General features: G+C 39.3%; 18 protein-coding genes, 1 tRNA gene and 1 riboswitch. Of the genes, 15 read left to right on the forward strand and 4 right to left on the reverse strand.

Features of this window, described 5'->3' with window-relative positions; all coding sequences use genetic code 11:
- The 6 genes from OVN21_RS00885 to OVN21_RS00910 all read left to right on the forward strand — a co-directional run bounded on the left by OVN21_RS00885 (position 1) and on the right by OVN21_RS00910 (position 2,848).
- Positions 1 to 351 (forward strand): hypothetical protein, encoded by a 351-nt coding sequence (locus OVN21_RS00885; RefSeq protein WP_267246890.1) that lies wholly within the window; start codon positions 1 to 3, stop codon positions 349 to 351.
- Positions 352 to 359: 8 nt separating this feature from the next.
- Entirely contained in the window at positions 360 to 776 is a 417-nt protein-coding gene (locus tag OVN21_RS00890) for a phage holin family protein (RefSeq protein ID WP_267246891.1), read from the forward strand.
- A gap of 3 nt (positions 777 to 779) precedes the next feature.
- Positions 780 to 1,112: a phage holin gene (locus tag OVN21_RS00895; protein ID WP_267246892.1), complete on the forward strand. Its 333-nt coding sequence runs from the start codon at positions 780 to 782 to the stop codon at positions 1,110 to 1,112.
- Positions 1,113 to 1,114: 2 nt separating this feature from the next.
- Positions 1,115 to 2,059 carry an N-acetylmuramoyl-L-alanine amidase family protein gene (locus OVN21_RS00900; protein ID WP_267246893.1) on the forward strand — a complete coding sequence of 315 codons (945 nt, stop codon included), beginning with the start codon at positions 1,115 to 1,117 and terminating at the stop codon, positions 2,057 to 2,059.
- 167 nt (positions 2,060 to 2,226) lie between these two features.
- Positions 2,227 to 2,433, forward strand: a complete 207-nt coding sequence (locus OVN21_RS00905) for a hypothetical protein (RefSeq protein WP_267246894.1) — start codon at positions 2,227 to 2,229, stop codon at positions 2,431 to 2,433.
- Positions 2,417 to 2,848 carry a DUF2335 domain-containing protein gene (locus tag OVN21_RS00910; protein ID WP_267246895.1) on the forward strand — a complete coding sequence of 144 codons (432 nt, stop codon included), beginning with the start codon at positions 2,417 to 2,419 and terminating at the stop codon, positions 2,846 to 2,848. Before OVN21_RS00905 ends, OVN21_RS00910 begins: the two co-directional genes overlap by 17 nt.
- Before the next feature lie 71 nt (positions 2,849 to 2,919).
- On the opposite strand, the gene OVN21_RS00915 is transcribed toward OVN21_RS00910, so the two are convergent.
- Positions 2,920 to 3,111, reverse strand: a complete 192-nt coding sequence (locus OVN21_RS00915; protein WP_267246896.1) for a hypothetical protein — start codon at positions 3,109 to 3,111, stop codon at positions 2,920 to 2,922.
- A gap of 509 nt (positions 3,112 to 3,620) precedes the next feature.
- Positions 3,621 to 3,691: transfer RNA gene (locus OVN21_RS00920), tRNA-Cys, on the reverse strand.
- 306 nt (positions 3,692 to 3,997) lie between these two features.
- Between OVN21_RS00920 and OVN21_RS00925 the strand changes: the two genes are divergently transcribed.
- The 5 genes from OVN21_RS00925 (at position 3,998) to OVN21_RS00945 (ending at position 10,482) form a co-directional block, all read left to right on the forward strand.
- A complete protein-coding gene (locus OVN21_RS00925; protein ID WP_267246897.1) occupies positions 3,998 to 5,977 on the forward strand; it encodes a peptide ABC transporter substrate-binding protein in 1,980 nt (659 codons plus the stop codon).
- 66 nt (positions 5,978 to 6,043) lie between these two features.
- Positions 6,044 to 7,540, forward strand: a complete 1,497-nt coding sequence (locus OVN21_RS00930; protein ID WP_267246898.1) for an ABC transporter permease — start codon at positions 6,044 to 6,046, stop codon at positions 7,538 to 7,540.
- On the forward strand, positions 7,540 to 8,466 hold the full coding sequence (oppC, locus tag OVN21_RS00935; protein WP_267246899.1) for an oligopeptide ABC transporter permease OppC: 927 nt from the start codon (positions 7,540 to 7,542) through the stop codon (positions 8,464 to 8,466). The genes OVN21_RS00930 and oppC overlap by 1 nt, the downstream gene beginning before the upstream one ends.
- A gap of 8 nt (positions 8,467 to 8,474) precedes the next feature.
- Positions 8,475 to 9,542 (forward strand): ABC transporter ATP-binding protein, encoded by a 1,068-nt coding sequence (locus OVN21_RS00940; protein ID WP_267246900.1) that lies wholly within the window; start codon positions 8,475 to 8,477, stop codon positions 9,540 to 9,542.
- Between the two features lie 10 nt (positions 9,543 to 9,552).
- On the forward strand, positions 9,553 to 10,482 hold the full coding sequence (locus OVN21_RS00945) for an ATP-binding cassette domain-containing protein (RefSeq protein ID WP_267246901.1): 930 nt from the start codon (positions 9,553 to 9,555) through the stop codon (positions 10,480 to 10,482).
- A gap of 88 nt (positions 10,483 to 10,570) precedes the next feature.
- On the opposite strand, the gene OVN21_RS00950 is transcribed toward OVN21_RS00945, so the two are convergent.
- Together OVN21_RS00950 and trkA are read right to left on the reverse strand one after the other, a co-directional pair.
- On the reverse strand, positions 10,571 to 12,010 hold the full coding sequence (locus tag OVN21_RS00950; RefSeq protein ID WP_267246902.1) for a TrkH family potassium uptake protein: 1,440 nt from the start codon (positions 12,008 to 12,010) through the stop codon (positions 10,571 to 10,573).
- A gap of 3 nt (positions 12,011 to 12,013) precedes the next feature.
- Positions 12,014 to 13,363 (reverse strand): Trk system potassium transporter TrkA, encoded by a 1,350-nt coding sequence (trkA, locus tag OVN21_RS00955; protein WP_000706802.1) that lies wholly within the window; start codon positions 13,361 to 13,363, stop codon positions 12,014 to 12,016.
- Positions 13,364 to 13,769: 406 nt separating this feature from the next.
- Between trkA and OVN21_RS00960 the strand changes: the two genes are divergently transcribed.
- From OVN21_RS00960 to licT, 4 genes are all read left to right on the forward strand, one after another.
- Entirely contained in the window at positions 13,770 to 14,273 is a 504-nt protein-coding gene (locus tag OVN21_RS00960; protein WP_267246903.1) for a tRNA (cytidine(34)-2'-O)-methyltransferase, read from the forward strand.
- Positions 14,274 to 14,326: 53 nt separating this feature from the next.
- A riboswitch (FMN riboswitch) is annotated at positions 14,327 to 14,545 on the forward strand.
- A gap of 152 nt (positions 14,546 to 14,697) precedes the next feature.
- Positions 14,698 to 15,261: an ECF transporter S component gene (locus OVN21_RS00965; RefSeq protein ID WP_267246904.1), complete on the forward strand. Its 564-nt coding sequence runs from the start codon at positions 14,698 to 14,700 to the stop codon at positions 15,259 to 15,261.
- On the forward strand, positions 15,251 to 15,901 hold the full coding sequence (locus tag OVN21_RS00970; RefSeq protein WP_267246905.1) for a phosphatase PAP2 family protein: 651 nt from the start codon (positions 15,251 to 15,253) through the stop codon (positions 15,899 to 15,901). Before OVN21_RS00965 ends, OVN21_RS00970 begins: the two co-directional genes overlap by 11 nt.
- A 226-nt stretch (positions 15,902 to 16,127) precedes the next feature.
- Complete coding sequence (gene licT, locus OVN21_RS00975; protein WP_267246906.1) at positions 16,128 to 16,967, forward strand: BglG family transcription antiterminator LicT; 840 nt, start codon at positions 16,128 to 16,130, stop codon at positions 16,965 to 16,967.
- Positions 16,968 to 16,984 lie beyond the last annotated feature (17 nt).

Raw genomic sequence — 16,984 nt, forward strand, 5'->3', positions numbered from 1 at the left:
ATGGCAGAAACAATTCAAAACACAGATAACTTGCTAGATCTTACGAAAATCACAGAACCATTTGACCTTGCGCTCGCTTTGCGCTACATGAAAGAAAATGGAGAGTTCATTCGTTGCAAGAATGCAAGCAATGACTTCTATATGTATCGTGATGTTCAAAAACGTCCTGTGATCGTAAATGGGCGTCGCCAATTCAAGGATGTTGAAACCGTTTGGGCGTTCAACCAGTGGGGAGGTACAACCACAACAATCAACGTAGCTGATCTGTTTAATCAGGAGTTCTACATCATGAAATTTGATGCAGAGGGCAATCCTGACTGGATGGATCCAACGGTAGAACCTAAAGAATAGGAGGTTCTATGCAAATCGAATTTTTTCATTTTTTTCGAAGTGTCGTCCAGACTGAAGACGGTCTGGTCTTGTACGCTCTGGCTTTGATTGTCTCAATGGAAATCATTGATTTTGTGACAGGAACGATTGCGGCGATTGTCAATCCTGGCATCGAATACAAGAGCAAAATCGGCATCAACGGACTTCTTCGCAAGATTTTAGGAGTCCTCTTGCTGATGATCCTCATCCCGATGTCCGTGCTCTTGCCTGAAAAGACAGGCTTTGCTTTCTTATATTCAATCTATCTTGGATATATTGTATTCACTTTTCAATCACTCATTGAAAATTATCGAAAATTAAAAGGAAATGTCACTCTTTTTCAGCCGATGGTGAAAGCATTTCAGCGCTTGCTTGAAAAAGACGAAGATAAAAATAAAGGAGAATAACACATGCAACAAATTACTGAAATCATTACAAACGGAGCAGTAAGCATCCTAGTCATTTTAGCTGGAATCGCAGTCAAGGCAGTCAAGGACTACCTGGTTCAAAAAGGTGGAGAAAAGACCATCAAAATCGTTGAAATCTTGGCCAAAAATGCAGTAAATGCCGTGGAGCAGGTCGCAGCCGAAACTGGTTTTAAAGGCGAAGAGAAGCTGGAACAAGCACGAACTAAAATCCGTGCTGAGCTTGCCAAATATAACATCAGCATGACCGACCGCGACCTTGATACATTTGTCGAGTCAGCGGTTAAGCAGATGAACGATGCCTGGAAAGGAGAGTAATCATGGATATTGATACAAGCAGATTAAGAACTAATTTACCTCAGGTTGGTGTACAACCTTACCGACAAGTTCATGCGCACTCGACAGGGAACCGCAACTCAACCGCTCAAAACGAAGCGGACTATCATTATCGTAAAGATCCTGAGCTTGGTTTCTTCTCTCACGTTGTAGGAAATGGTCGTGTCATGCAGGTCGGCCCTGTCAATAATGGAAGTTGGGACGTAGGCGGCGGTTGGAATGCTGAGAGTTATGCAGCAGTTGAATTGATTGAGAGCCATAGCACAAAAGAAGAGTTTATGCGCGATTACAAGCTCTATATTGAACTTTTGCGAAATCTTGCAGCCGAAGCGGGCATTCCGAAGACGCTTGACTCTGCTAGTCTTGCAGGCATCAAAACGCATCAGTATTGCACCAATAATCAACCGAATAACCACTCAGACCACGTTGACCCGTATCCTTATCTGGGCAAATGGGGAATCAGTCGTGGGCAATTCAAGAAAGATATTGAAGGTGGTCTATCTGAAGCCAGCTGGAAACGCAATGATACGGGCTGGTGGTGGGAGGAGTCGGATGGTTCTTATCCGACAGACCGCTGGAAGAAAATCAATGGGGAGTGGTTCCGATTTGATAATCGTGGCTATTGCTTGATTAACCGTTGGTTTAATGATGGTAAAGACTGGTTCTATCTTGACAAGCGTGGCGCAATGGTTACAGGTTGGATGTATATCAATAACCGCTGGTATTACTTCAAATCAGATGGGCGCATGGCTAAAGGTTGGGTGAAATACCGTGAGACCTGGTACTATCTCGATGAAAAGAATGGAGATATGAAATCCGATCAATTTGTCAAACATGGCAATGGCTGGTACTATCTCAAACCAGATGGATCTATGGCAGACAAGCCAGAATTTACAGTTGAGCCAGATGGCTTGATTACTACAAAATAAATTTTAAATAAAGAAAGGAGATTCTATTTTTCTTCTTAATGACCCGCAGGCAATAGCTTGCGGGCTTTTTTGTTAAAAAGAGTAAGAAACATTGACTTTTTTAAAGAAAGATGTCATAATCAAGTTAATTCAAAAAAATATGATGGAGCGAGTAGGAGGAATTTGGTATGTTAAAAAATACAAAACAACCTCAATACTTTAAGTCTTTTTTACTTGGTATGACAGCAATTGTATTGCCTGTTTTTAGCTTTAATCAGAACATTTCAAAAGCAAAAGCTGATACAGTCCCAGACTGGAAGAAAGTCAAGAGTGATTACAAGAAATCAACGATGGGCATTCAGAAAGAGGTAATGAAATTTGGATACCGAGAATAAAGATTTGATTGAAGTCAATAATATTGTTGATGAAGTTGAGCGTTTGCCACATGAACAACGTCAAGTAGTTCTGCAGAAGTTGGAAATCTATCAAGGTAACCTACCTCATCCAGATATTCTTAAAGGGTATCAAGAGTTATACCCGGATGCTGCTCAAAAGATTATTGATAATGGCATTGCAGAAAGCCAACATCGTAGAGCCATGGAAGATAAATACTTATCAGGGAATATCGCTTCTCATAAATTGGGACAGTTATTTGGCTTTTTAATCGCCCTCGTTGTTATTATTGGTGGAATTTACTTAATAGCGACAGATAAACAAATTGCAGGTAGTGTTTTAACTGGAACTACTGCATTAGGGCTAATTGGTTTGTTTACAGGGAACAATCAAAATAAAAACAAAGACAAAGAATAGTTCTTTCACCGCAGGCTTAGGCTTGCGGGCTTTTTTTGTTTGCTCTGAAAGTAGAAAAAACAGTGAAAAAATCACTGTTTTTCTTGTAACGTATAGGCATAATCAGTCATGCTGATAGCGTGTTTTAACCGCATATTCATAATATCTGATACACCATTTTTATATTTATCCACGGCCTGAATAGATACGCCACAGTTTTTGCTGATAGCATAGGCTGTGGCGCTGTCTAAAAGCCAGCGGATAGCTTTAATATCTACTGACATATATTACCTCGTAAAATACCAAATCGCAAATAGGAGTAGAAGAAGTCCAATAATAAATTCAACTTTTTCACGCTTGGTGGTTTTTCTAATTTTTAGATTTACTTTCATTATTTTTCCTGTTATAATTTAAGTACACCCCCGAAGGGGTGGATAGTGATTTCTCACTATCCAAATTCGACGTGCCATTCAAAGCTGATTATAAATAAGTTTATTTTGATGACTAGCTTATTTGTTTTTACTTTGAGTGGCTTCTTTTTGAACTTAAACATTTTGTTTTCCTTTCTACTAGTTTCCTTGTCTAAGGTTTCCTCCTTAACATTATGTATCTATTCTACAACTAAAGTTGTAGAAAGTCAATAGTTTTGATGAAGTTTTTTATTTTTTACCCTCGCCCCAAACTCGCCCCAAAAGTTTTTTAAAGTTATCTTTTTTTATCTTGAAATAAAATTAAAAAAGCCCGATTTTACGGACTTTCTTTTCGGATAAATACCTATAAAATAGGTTAAAAAAGGCGGTAGACGGATTTGAACCGACGATCAAGCTTTTGCAGAGCCGTGCCTTACCACTTGGCTATACCGCCTCAACGTTTATTATTATACCTTGAAAATCATTTCCCGTCAATAGTTTCTTAATTGAAAATTCAATTTAGAAGATAGATTATGTCATGTGAAGAAAAAAGGAAAAAGCAACTTGTAAAAATGAAGCTTACAGAGCTAGACAAATTAATTTTCTTTTCTCATAAATACAAATAAAAAATGGGGAAATTCTAACAAAGAGAAGTTTTTTTATAGATACACGCCTAAATATTCTGAAAATTTGTTTACTTTTTAGAAGATATATGTTATAATCTTCGATAAGCCTAAATTTTTCAATAGGAGTTAAAAACATGAAAAAAAGCAGAGTATTGGTTGCAGCGGGGGTTGCCTTATTAGCGAGTGGCGTACTAGCTGCTTGCGGTTCTTCAAAATCATCTGATTCAATAGCGCCCAAAAATTATGGTTATGTCTACTCAGCTGACCCAGAAACATTGGATTACCTCATTTCAGGAAAACAAAGTACCAAAATTGCCACTTCAAATGGTATCGATGGTCTCTTTACAAATGACAAATATGGGAATTTGACTCTCGCAGTTGCAGAAAACTGGTCAGTCTCAAAAGATGGTTTGACTTATACCTACAAAATCCGTAAAGGTGTTAAATGGATGACATCTGATGGAGAAGAGTACGCTGAAGTAACAGCTAAAGATTTCGTAAATGGCTTGAAACACGCAGCAGATAAGAAATCCGAAGCTTTATATCTAGCGGAAACTTCTGTTAAAGGATTGTCTGATTATTTGTCTGGAAATTCAAAAGACTTTTCTACGGTAGGTGTGAAGGCAGTTGATGATTATACTCTTGAGTATACCTTGAACCAGCCAGAACCATACTGGAACTCTAAGATGGTTTACTCAATTTTCTGGCCGTTAAACGAAGAATTTGAAAAATCAAAAGGCTCTGATTTTGCTAAAGCAACAGATCCTACATCCTTGCTTTACAATGGTCCATTCTTACTGAAAGGTTTGACTGCTAAATCTTCTATTGAGTTCGCTAAGAATGAAAACTACTGGGACAAAGATAATGTTCATATTGATAAAGTAACCCTTGCTTTCTATGATGGGTCAGACCAAGAATCAATTGAACGTAACTTTACAAGTGGAGCTTATAGCTATGCTCGTCTCTTCCCAACAAGTTCAAACTTCTCGAAGGTAGAGGAGTCATACAAAGATAATATTTACTATACTCCATCAGGAGCTGGTATTGGAGGTCTAGGTGTAAATATTGATCGTCAAAATTACAAATATACTTCTAAGACAACAGATGAAGAGAAAGCATCTACTAAGAAAGCTCTTCTTAACAAAGACTTCCGTCAAGCCTTGAACTTCGCCTTTGACCGTTCGGCTTACTCAGCTCAAGTAAATGGTAAGGAAGGTGCTCCTCTTGCAGTTCGCAACCTTTTTGTGAAACCTGACTTTGTTTCTGCAGGAGACAAAACCTTTGGTGACTTGGTAACTGAAAAGATGGCTACTTACGGTGATGAGTGGAAGAATGTAAACTTTGCGGATGGTCAAGACGGTCTCTTCAATGCTGACAAAGCCAAAGCCGAATTTGCGAAAGCTAAAACTGCATTGGAAGCAGAAGGTGTGAAATTCCCTATTCACTTGGATGTTCCAGTAGACCAAACATCTAAAAATTATATCGCTCGTATTCAATCCTTTAAACAATCCGTTGAAAAAGTACTCGGTGAGGATAATGTAGTGATTGATATCCAACAAGTTTCTAAAGATGAGTTGAACAATATCACCTACTACGCAGCAAGCGCTGCGGCAGAAGATTGGGATCTCTCAGGAGCAGTTGGATGGAGTCCAGACTACGAAGATCCATCAACTTACCTTGATATCTTAAAAACAACTAATAGCGAGCAAACAAAAACATACATGGGTTACGACGATCCAGCAAATGCAGCAGCTGCACAAGTTGGTTTGAAAGAATACGATAAGTTAGTTGATGAAGCTACTAAAGAAACTGACGATTTGAATGCTCGTTATGAAAAATACGCAGCAGCTCAAGCTTGGTTGACAGATAGCTCTCTCTTCCTTCCTGCTATGTCAGGTAGTGGAGCAGCGCCATTCATTTCTCGTGTAGTACCATTCTCTGCGTCATACAGTCAATCTGGAGATAAGGGTTCAGATGTATACTTCAAGTATATTCAGTTGCAAGACAAGGTTGTAACGAAAGCTGATTACGAACAAGCTCGCGAGAAATGGCTCAAAGAGAAAAAAGAATCAAACGAAAAAGTTCAAAAAGAATTGACGAATCACGTTAAATAAATAACTCTCAAGAGAACTTTCTCTCCATGAGGAGAAGGTTCTTTTGGGATTTTAAAAGGAAACGATATGAAAAAATATATTTTTATGCGTGTCTTGCGCTCATTGTTGTCTATTTTCTTGGTGACAACCTTGACCTACACGATTATCTATACGATGGTTCCTCGGAAACTGATTTTCAAGCAGGATACCAACTACAACAAGATTGCAACGACTCCAGATAAGCGGGATAATTATGAGAATACCGTTTATGAACGTATGGGCTATATCGAGTACTACGATACCAAGGAGTTGCAAGAAAAAGCTAGCTCAATGGACTCATCTGTAACAGTAGATGCCAATGACACCAATAAGGCAATCTACGAAAAATACATCAACCAACTCGGTAATGGTTGGACATTAGGTGTCTTTTCAGAGAGTGGTCAATTCTATGCTACGCGTGAAATTCCGATTTTTGAACGTGTTTTCAAATTCTATGCGAACTTACTTGATATTGATCATACAAACAAGATTCAAGACCCTGAAAATCCAAACTTGGAGCGTTATCTTCGTTTTGAAAACGACCCTGCTATCGGTTGGTCATTGGTTGGTTCAGGTACCAAACATAAATACCTTTTGTATTTCAACAATCAATTCCCGTTTGTACACCAAAACTTTGTGAACATTAACTTGGGTGACTCTTACCCAACTTATGCGAACACGTCAGTGCTTCAAGTTATCACACAAGGACAAGGACAAACCAAGACATCAGAAGTTCAATTCCCTACGGGTAAAAAGACTTCGTCTGTAGATATTTACTCTCGTACTTATAAATCACCTAGTCAGGCAGACGCTCGTGAAGTAGCCAACTATGGGAAAAATGATCCGTATACAGCTACAGAGAGCAACTATCAGTATCCATCAATGATTGCAAGCTCTGCTGTTGCTGGATTGATTGGTTTGGTTATTTCGTATGCTATTGCGATTCCTCTTGGATCTGCCATGGCTCGCCACAAGAATACTTGGATTGATAGCTTCTCAACAGGTGCTCTAACCTTCTTGCTTGCCCTTCCAACGATTGCTTTGGTTTATATCGTGCGTTTGATTGGCTCATCTATTGGTCTGCCCGACTCATTCCCTATCTTAGGGGCTGGAGATTGGCGTTCTTATGTCTTGCCAGCAGTCATTCTAGGTTTGTTGGGTGCGCCAAGTACAGCAATCTGGATTCGTCGTTATATGATTGATTTGCAATCTCAGGACTTCGTCCGTTTTGCTCGTGCAAAAGGTTTATCTGAAAAAGAAATTTCAAATAAACACGTCTTTAAAAATGCCATGGTTCCTTTGGTTTCAGGTATTCCAGGTGCCGTAATCGGGGTTATTGGTGGTGCAACATTGACAGAAACAGTCTTCGCCTTCCCAGGTATGGGTAAAATGTTGATTGACTCTGTTAAGGCATCAAATAACTCAATGGTAGTTGGTCTCGTCTTCATCTTTACATGTATTTCTATCTTCTCACTTTTTGTAGGGGATATCTGGATGACCATGCTTGACCCACGTATTAAATTGACAGAGAAAGGAGGCAAATAATGTCAACAATTGATAAAGAAAAATTTCAGTTTGTAAAACGTGACGATTTTGCCTCTGAAACGATTGATGCGCCAGCTTATTCGTACTGGGGATCTGTATTCAGACAGTTTCTGAAGAAAAAATCGACAGTTGTTATGTTAGGCATTTTGGTCGCTATTATTTTGATGAGTTTTATCTATCCGATGTTTTCAGACTTTGACTTTAACGATGTAAGTAAGGTGAATGACTTTAGCGCTCGTTTTATTAAGCCCAATGCCGAACACTGGTTTGGTACTGATAGCAATGGTAAATCCTTGTTTGATGGAGTTTGGTTTGGTGCGCGTAACTCCATTCTCATTTCTGTAATTGCTACTTTTATCAACCTTGTAATCGGGGTTATTGTTGGTGGAATTTGGGGGATTTCAAAATCTGTTGACCGCGTCATGATGGAAGTTTATAACATTATTTCAAACATTCCATCTCTCTTGATTGTTATCGTCTTGACTTACTCAATTGGTGCTGGTTTCTGGAATTTGATTTTTGCCATGAGTGTGACAACTTGGATTGGTATTGCTTATTCAATTCGTATTCAAATCATGCGTTACCGTGACTTGGAATACAACCTTGCTTCTCAAACTCTTGGAACACCAACCTTTAAAATTATCGTTAAAAACATCATGCCACAATTGGTATCTGTTATTGTTTCTACGATGACCTTGATGTTGCCAAACTTTATCTCTTATGAGGCTTTCCTTTCCTTCTTTGGATTGGGGTTGCCTGTGACAGTTCCAAGTTTGGGACGTTTGATTTCAGATTACTCACAAAACGTTACGACCAACGCGTACTTGTTCTGGATTCCATTGACAACCTTGATTTTGGTATCCCTATCTCTATTCGTTGTTGGTCAGAACTTGGCGGATGCTAGTGATCCACGTACACATAGATAGGAGTAGACATGACAAAAGAAAGTAATGTAATTTTGACTGCTCGCGATATCGTCGTGGAATTTGACGTTCGTGACAAAGTTCTGACAGCTATCAGAGGCGTTTCGCTAGAACTGATTGAAGGGGAAGTTCTAGCCTTGGTAGGTGAGTCTGGTTCTGGTAAATCTGTATTAACAAAAACCTTTACAGGGATGTTAGAAGATAATGGACGCATTGCCCAAGGGAGCATCGACTACCGTGGACAAAACTTGACAGCCTTGACTTCAAACAAAGAGTGGGAGAAAATCCGTGGTGCTAAAATTGCAACCATCTTCCAAGACCCAATGACAAGTTTGGATCCAATTAATACAATCGGTAGCCAAATCACAGAAGTTATCGTTAAACACCAAGGGAAAACAGCTAAGGAAGCCAAAGAAATGGCAATCGACTATATGAACAAGGTTGGAATTCCAGACGCTGAAAAACGTTTTGACGAGTATCCTTTCCAATATTCTGGAGGGATGCGCCAACGTATCGTCATTGCGATTGCCCTTGCTTGTCGTCCAGATATTTTGATCTGTGACGAGCCAACGACGGCTCTTGATGTTACCATTCAAGCGCAAATCATTGATTTGCTTAAAACTTTGCAAGATGAGTACCACTTTACTATTATCTTTATCACCCATGACCTTGGTGTGGTAGCAAGTATTGCCGATAAGGTGGCGGTTATGTATGCTGGTGAAATTGTAGAGTATGGAACGGTTGAGGAAGTCTTCTACGACCCACGTCATCCATATACTTGGAGTCTCTTGTCTAGCTTGCCACAGCTCGCTGATGATAAAGGAGAATTGTACTCTATTCCAGGAACACCACCATCTCTTTATACTGAGTTGAAAGGTGATGCCTTTGCCCTTCGTTCAGATTATGCGATGCAAATTGACTTTGAACAGAAAGCACCTCAGTTTTCAGTCACTGATACTCACTGGGCTAAGACTTGGTTGCTTCATGAGAATGCTCCTAAGGTTGAAAAACCAGAAATCATCGCAGATTTACATGATAAAATTCGTGATAAAATGGGCTTTGCTCATCTAGAAGACTAGGAGGAAGGAAATGTCTGAAAAATTAGTAGAAATTAAAGATTTAGAAATTTCCTTCGGTGAAGGAAGTAAGAAGTTTGTTGCCGTTAAAAACGCTAACTTCTTTATCAACAAGGGAGAAACTTTCTCTCTTGTTGGTGAATCTGGTAGTGGGAAAACGACGATTGGTCGTGCCATTATTGGTTTGAATAATACCAGTAAAGGTGAGATTATCTTTGACGGTCATAAGATCAGTGGGAAAAAATCTCACAAGGAATCTTCAGAGTTGATCCGCCGTATCCAGATGATTTTCCAAGACCCTGCAGCCAGCTTAAATGAACGTGCGACAGTTGACTATATCATCTCTGAAGGTCTTTATAACTACCACTTGTTCAAAGACGAAGAAGAGCGAAAAGAAAAAGTTCAAAAGATGATTCATGAAGTCGGTCTTTTGAAAGAGCACTTGACCCGTTACCCACACGAGTTTTCTGGTGGTCAACGTCAACGTATTGGGATTGCCCGTGCTCTTGTGATGGAACCTGATTTCGTTATTGCAGATGAGCCGATTTCAGCCTTGGACGTGTCTGTTCGTGCGCAAGTCTTGAACTTGCTCAAGAAGTTTCAAAAAGAATTGGGCTTGACCTATCTCTTCATTGCGCATGACTTGTCAGTTGTTCGCTTTATCTCAGATCGTATCGCAGTTATCTATAAGGGTGTTATCGTTGAAGTAGCGGAGACAGAGGAGTTGTTTAACAATCCTGTTCATCCGTACACTCAAGCACTTCTATCTGCTGTACCGATTCCAGATCCAATCTTGGAACGTAAGAAGGTCTTGAAAGTCTATAATCCTAGCCAACATGACTATGAGACAGACAAACCATCTATGGTGGAAATTCGTCCAGGTCACTATGTTTGGGCTAATCAAGCGGAAGTTGCTCGCTACAAAGAAGCACTTAAAAAATAAACAGATTAGGAGAGGACTGAAAGGTCTTCTCATTTTTAATAGAAAAGCCCCCCTTTCACTAGCTTGTAAAAGGGGAGTTGTATTATAATTAGCGCTTAGACCAAGTTCGTTTCATAAAGAGAAGCAAAATGGGATAAATCTCTAGACGACCTGCAATCATTGCAAATGAGAGAAAGATTTTAGAGATGGGGCTAAAGATAGCAAAACTAGAAGTTGTACCTAGAATAGGTCCGATGTTATTGAAACAACTGAAGACAGCACTGGTAACAACTAGAAAATCATTGTTATCTAGACTGACAATGAAGATAAGTGATAGTAAAATCGTCACATAAATGACAAAATATTTTAGGACCTTGTGCTGGGTATCCTTATCAATCACAGTTTTATTGACATGTAGAGTCAATACGCGATGAGGAGATAAGATGGACAAGATCTGATTTTTTGCAATTTTTGAAAGGATGAGTCCTCTGATAACTTTGAGTCCACCTGCGGTTGATCCAGCAGAGCCACCCAGTCCCATGAGGAAGAGGAGGATAAATTGAGAGAAGAGGGGCCAGTTGGTAATATCTCCATAACCAAAACCAGTTGTTGTGATGATATTGGACACCTGGAAGAGAGCCATTTCAAAGCTCTTAGAGACACCTTGGTAGAGATGGAGCGTATTGAGAGTAATCAAGCCGGTAGAAACTAGGACAATGATTACATACGTGCGAAGTTCTTCATCTCCAAAGAAAGCCTTAACCCGACGGAGCATGAGGTAGTAGTAGAGATTGAAGTTAGCCCCAAAAACCAGAACTCCGATACTGACGAGATAGGTGATGAGTGAGTTGCCGTAGTGGGCAATTCCGTCGTTATAGACGGTGAAGCCTCCGGTTCCTGCCGTTCCCATAGCGATGACAAAGCTATCAAATAGGGGCATACCAGCTAGATAGTAGATGACTACAAAAAGTGAGAAGAGTCCTAAATAAAGCAGATAGAGGAGCTGGGCAGTATTTTTTAGTTTGGATACAACCTTACCGAAGACAGGCCCAGGGACCTCAGCCTTCATCACTTCTAAGTGACTATTCTTGGCATTGTCCATAATGGCAAGCGCAAAGACGAGTACTCCCATCCCTCCAATCAAGTGAGTAAAACTTCGCCAGAAGAGGAGGGATCGGCTGAGAACTGAGACATCTGTCAGAATGGTTGCTCCTGTAGTTGTAAAACCAGAACTGATTTCAAAGAAGGCATCGATGACACTTGGGATTTGCCCTGAAAAGACAAAGGGAAGCGCTCCAAAGAAAGACCATAGAATCCAACAGAGGGCGACGATTAAGACTCCCTCCTTAGCATAAATTCGCTGATTTTTGGGTTTCCATAAAATTCCCAAGCTACCAAGAAGTATTAAAATCCCAATTGTTGTAAAGAGAGCTGTAAATACTTGGCTGGATTCTTGATAATAGGTTGCTACGCTAACGGGCACTAGGAGGAGAACCGCCTCAATCAAGAGAAGTTTTGAGAGGAGGCAACGAATCATACTTTTATTCATCTTTTACCTCTCAATCAGATCATAAATCTTGGTGATATTTGGTAATAAGGTCGTTACGAGTAACTGATCTCCTACCTCAAGCCTGTCCTCTCCAGTAGGGAAGATTGTTTTTCCTTTTCGGATAATGGCTGCGATGAGAACCCCTTTCTTCAATTTCAGATGTGAAAGAGGTTTGGCAGTCATTTTATTAGCTTCTTTGATTTGGAATTGAAGAGTTTCAATTTGACCGTTTGCTAGATGGTGCATGGCTTGAAGGTCTGAGTACTGAGCGTTTACTCGACCACGGATAAAGTGCATAATGGTATCCACTGCAATACTTTTTGGTGTGATGATACTTGAAAAATCAGGCGCATGGATAATTTCTAAAAGGCTAGTACGATTCACCTTGGTGATATTCTTATGGACACCAACACGGTCTAAGAACATAGAGGTAATGATGTTTTCCTCATCAACCCCAGTCAAAGTTGCAACTGCATCATAGTTGGGAGCACTTTCCTCAAGCAAGATATCTTTGGCAGTTCCATCTCCCTGTACGATATAGAGATTTGGAAATTTTTCACTGAAGAGACGAGCTCTCTCAGGATTAATCTCGATAACTTTAGTGTCAATACGGCTATCTTTTAAAATGCCAAGTAGGTAATAAGCAATTTTTCCAGCACCAACGATGAGCAAGCTTTTCACTGCACGTGATTTGAAATAGTTATGGAAGAGCATCATATCCACACGATTCCCAGTAACAAAAATCCTATCTCTGTCCTGAATGGTGATATCACCGCTCGGAATCATAAGTTGATGGTCTCGTTCCATAGCGCAGACAATGATATTGCCAAATTTTTTACGAAAATCTGAGATTGGCATTTGACAGAGACCACTGGAATCTTTGACAACAAACTCCATCAGGTTGACCCGTCCCCCTGAGAACCGCTCAACTGAGAGTGCATTCGGAAAATCAATGATATTTGAGATAGCACGGGCGGCTAGGAGTTCTGGGTTAACGATAAGTGAGAATCCAAGAATATTTTTCTCTTTGAAATAGGCATTGGAGTATTCAGGATTTCGCACTCGAACGATGGTTTCTTTAGCGCCCATTTTTTTAGCAAGTACTGCTGAAATCATATTCACTTCATCGTGTTCCGTTAGAGCGATAAAGATATCACACTCTTGAACGCCGGCTTGCTCTAAGATAGCAAAGTCTGCTCCATTTCCAAGGAGTCCCATGATATCAAAGCGACTGACAATATGATCGAGAACAGCCTCATCTTGTTCGATGAGGACAACGTCGTGTTTTTCTGCAACCAATGAACGACAGAGGGCGAAACCGACTTTCCCTCCACCAACAAGGACAATTTTCATATAAAAACCCTACTTTTTCATGATGTAACTATCATACCCTTTTTTCGCAAAAAATGCACTTGCCAAGGCATTTTAGAGGATAAGAAAAGACTTTTTTTTTAAGTTTTTAAAGATAAAATCGGTCACCTTTCATAGAAATGTCTATTATATGAAATGATTTCGCTCATTTAATATCCTTTCTCAGAAAAAGAATGACTAAGTATGGAAATATTATCAAAAAAAGTAAAAAAGAATCAAGTCATTTCTATTGACAATGATTCTGAAAGTGTTATACTAAGAAAGTAGCTTCGCTGATTTACTTCAAACCTGTTGTGAGGTAAGTTAACGATGCCTTAACCACGCTGTTTGCTGAGCTTGACTCCGGGCAGTGTGGCTATTTTTTTGCAATGGTGAAAGGAAGCAAGTCATGACAAATCACATTGTATTATTTGAACCTCAAATTCCACAAAATACAGGCAATATCGCGCGTACTTGCGCTGCGACCAATTCTCCCCTCCACATCATCAAGCCTATGGGCTTTCCTATAGATGACCGCAAGATGAAGAGAGCTGGATTGGATTATTGGGATAAGCTAGAGATTTACTTTTACGAGAGTTTGGAGGATTTCATGTCTCAGATGAAGGGAAAACTCTATCTGATTTCGAAATTTGCTGAAAAAGTGTACTCTGAGGCAGATCTATCGATTGGCGAAGACCATTATTTTCTCTTTGGACGTGAAGACAAGGGCTTGCCTGAGGACTTTATGCGAGACCATCCTGAGAAAGCTCTCCGTATTCCTATGAACGATGAACACGTCCGCAGTCTCAATGTGTCGAATACCGTCTGTATGATTGTCTACGAGGCTCTTCGCCAGCAGAACTTTGCAGGTCTTGAGCTCGTTCATACCTATGAAGCAGATAAATTGAAATAAAAAATGAAAATGAACAAAATGCTTGCGCTTGCAAGCGTTTTTTGTTATGATAAAAGAGTCTTCAGGGCAGGGTGAAATTCCCGACCGGCGGTAAATTTGACTAGCTATTTTAGCTTTCTCGTCGTTGTCTTGTCTCGATATACTTTAAGTATTATCTTTGACTGCGACGCCTAGATAAATCTAAAATATCTTAGCCAAATAAGTCCGCGAGCGTAAGCTGATGTGGTGAGATTCCACAACCGACAGTATAGTCTGGATGGGAGAAGACGAAAGAATAGCTTTGTCTGTTCTGATGAATTTATAGATGAATGCAATCGCTTGCTCAATAGAGTGAGAGGAAAGATTTGGGATATAAAAAGTGAGAATAGATAGAGAAATCCTTTCCAACTTCTTCTGATTTTATAGAAAATTGGAGGAACCTGTTATGACAAACACACGTCGACTTTCGACCATTGCGATCTTATCAGCCATCTCATTTGTGCTGATGTATTTTGACTTTCCGCTCTTGCCCGCGGCAACCTTCCTCAAGATCGAGTTTAGTATCTTGCCAGTCCTGGTGGGCTTGGTGGTGATGGATTTGCCTGCTGCTCTAGGAGTTCTCTTGCTTCGCTCGCTCTTGAAGTTGCTTCTGAACAGCCAGGGAGTGAATACTTACATTGGTTTGCCGATGAATATTGTAGCTTTGGGAGTTTTTGTCATCGTATTTGCTTTGATTTGGAAAAAGGAACGTAGCACTCTTCGTTTCCTACTAGCATCTCTAGCGGGAACCATCGGATTGACTGTTGCTATGTTGGTTCTCAACTATGTTTATGCGGTTCCTTTGTACGCTAAGTTTGCTAACTTTGATATTGGAAAAATTTTGGGACTTTCCAACTACCTAATGACCATGGTTTTACCTTTTAACTTGATTGAGGGTATCATCTTTGCCGTTTCATTCTGGTTGCTGTATGTCCTCTTAAAACCAACCTTAAAACATTATGAGAGATAAACAAACATTTTTAATGAAGGGCAGTTTTGCCCTTTTACTTTTCGTTATTCTTGGCTACATGGTCAAATTTTACCCTGAAACGCTGGTCGGTTTTGATCAGCCCATTCAGACGGACGTTCGAGGAGATTTGCCAGATTACTTGACGATTCTTTTTCGAGCCATCACACGCTTGATTGATATCCCAGTGATTATCACTTGGGTTGTTATTACAGCTTTTGTCTTTTATCTTAAGAGATGGAAGATAGAAAGTTTCTTCATGCTGGTAAATCTGGCTTTGGCAGGTTTTTTAATCGTGACCTTTAAAAATATCTACCAGCGCCCACGGCCAGCTATCTTACACTTGGTTGAGGAGAAGGGATTTTCCTTCCCAAGCGGCCATTCTCTGGCTGTAACCTTGATGGTCGGTTCTCTGATTGTCATTCTCGGTCAACGGATTAAAAATCCAGTCTGGAGAAAAATCGTGCAAATCGTCCTTGGCCTCTACCTAGGTAGTGTGCTGGTATCAAGGGTCTATCTGGGAGTTCACTACCCATCAGACGTCCTTGCCAGTCTCTGTGTCGGCTTGGGAGTCTTGTTTATCGAATTCCCCTTCTATGACAAGCTTCGATTCCAATGGCGATTTAAAGGCAAGCAGAAGTGATGAAAAAGATAAAAAAATTTCTACAAGTACTTGACAAATAGATTGAAATATCATAAAATGAAAATGGTTACAGAGTTATTAATGATTTAAGCTTTATGTCACCATTAAAAATTGAAATAAAAGGATGTTATCACTAATACAAGTGAGCAGGAACCTATTTAATCACATCGGAAGAAGTTTCTTGATGTTTTTAAGTAGGTTCCTTTTATTTTAAAAGGGAAATTTTATGATCATAAAACGAATACTAAACCACAATGCCGTAATTGCGCAAAGTAAAAAAGATATCGATATTCTTCTTTTTGGAAGGGGAATAGCTTTTGGAAGAAAAATTGGAGATAAAGTAAATCCAATTGATATTGAGAAAAGTTTTTTTCTCAAAAATAGTGATAATATGACCCGTTTTACAGAGATGTTTATTAACGTTCCTTTGGAGTTGGTGTACATCACCGAAAAAATAATTAATCTAGGTAAAATAACATTGGGTAATCATTTTGATGAAATTATCTATATAAATCTAACGGATCATATGTCTTCGAGCATAGAACGTTATAAAGAAGGAGTTATTATTTCGAATCCCCTACGCTGGGAAATCTCGAAATATTATAAAGAAGAATTTGAGCTTGGGAAAAGGGCTTTACAAATAATAAAAAAAGAGTTAGGTATTGAACTTCCAATTGATGAAGCTGCATTCATAGCACTACATTTTGTTAATGCTAATTTAGAAAATAATTTTCAAGAGTCGTATAAAATCACTGAAATAATTATGGGAATTGAGAAAATCATTCAAGATTTCTATTGTACTGAGTTTAACCAAGATTCTATTGATTATTATAGATTCATAACTCATATAAAATTATTTGCCCATCGCTTAGTTGAAAATACAACTTATTGTGACGATGATGATGAAGACTTGTTAGCATTAATGAAAAATAAATATCCTAGAGAATATGAATGTGGTGAACAGGTGGCAATGTTTATACAAACTGAGTACAATTATTTGCTGACTTCTAGTGAATTAGTTTATTTGACGGCTCATATTCGTCGCTTAACAAAAAATTTAGATTAATAGAATAGGAGAATACC

Source organism: Streptococcus sp. Marseille-Q5986, assembly GCF_946902915.1.
Classification (GTDB): domain Bacteria; phylum Bacillota; class Bacilli; order Lactobacillales; family Streptococcaceae; genus Streptococcus.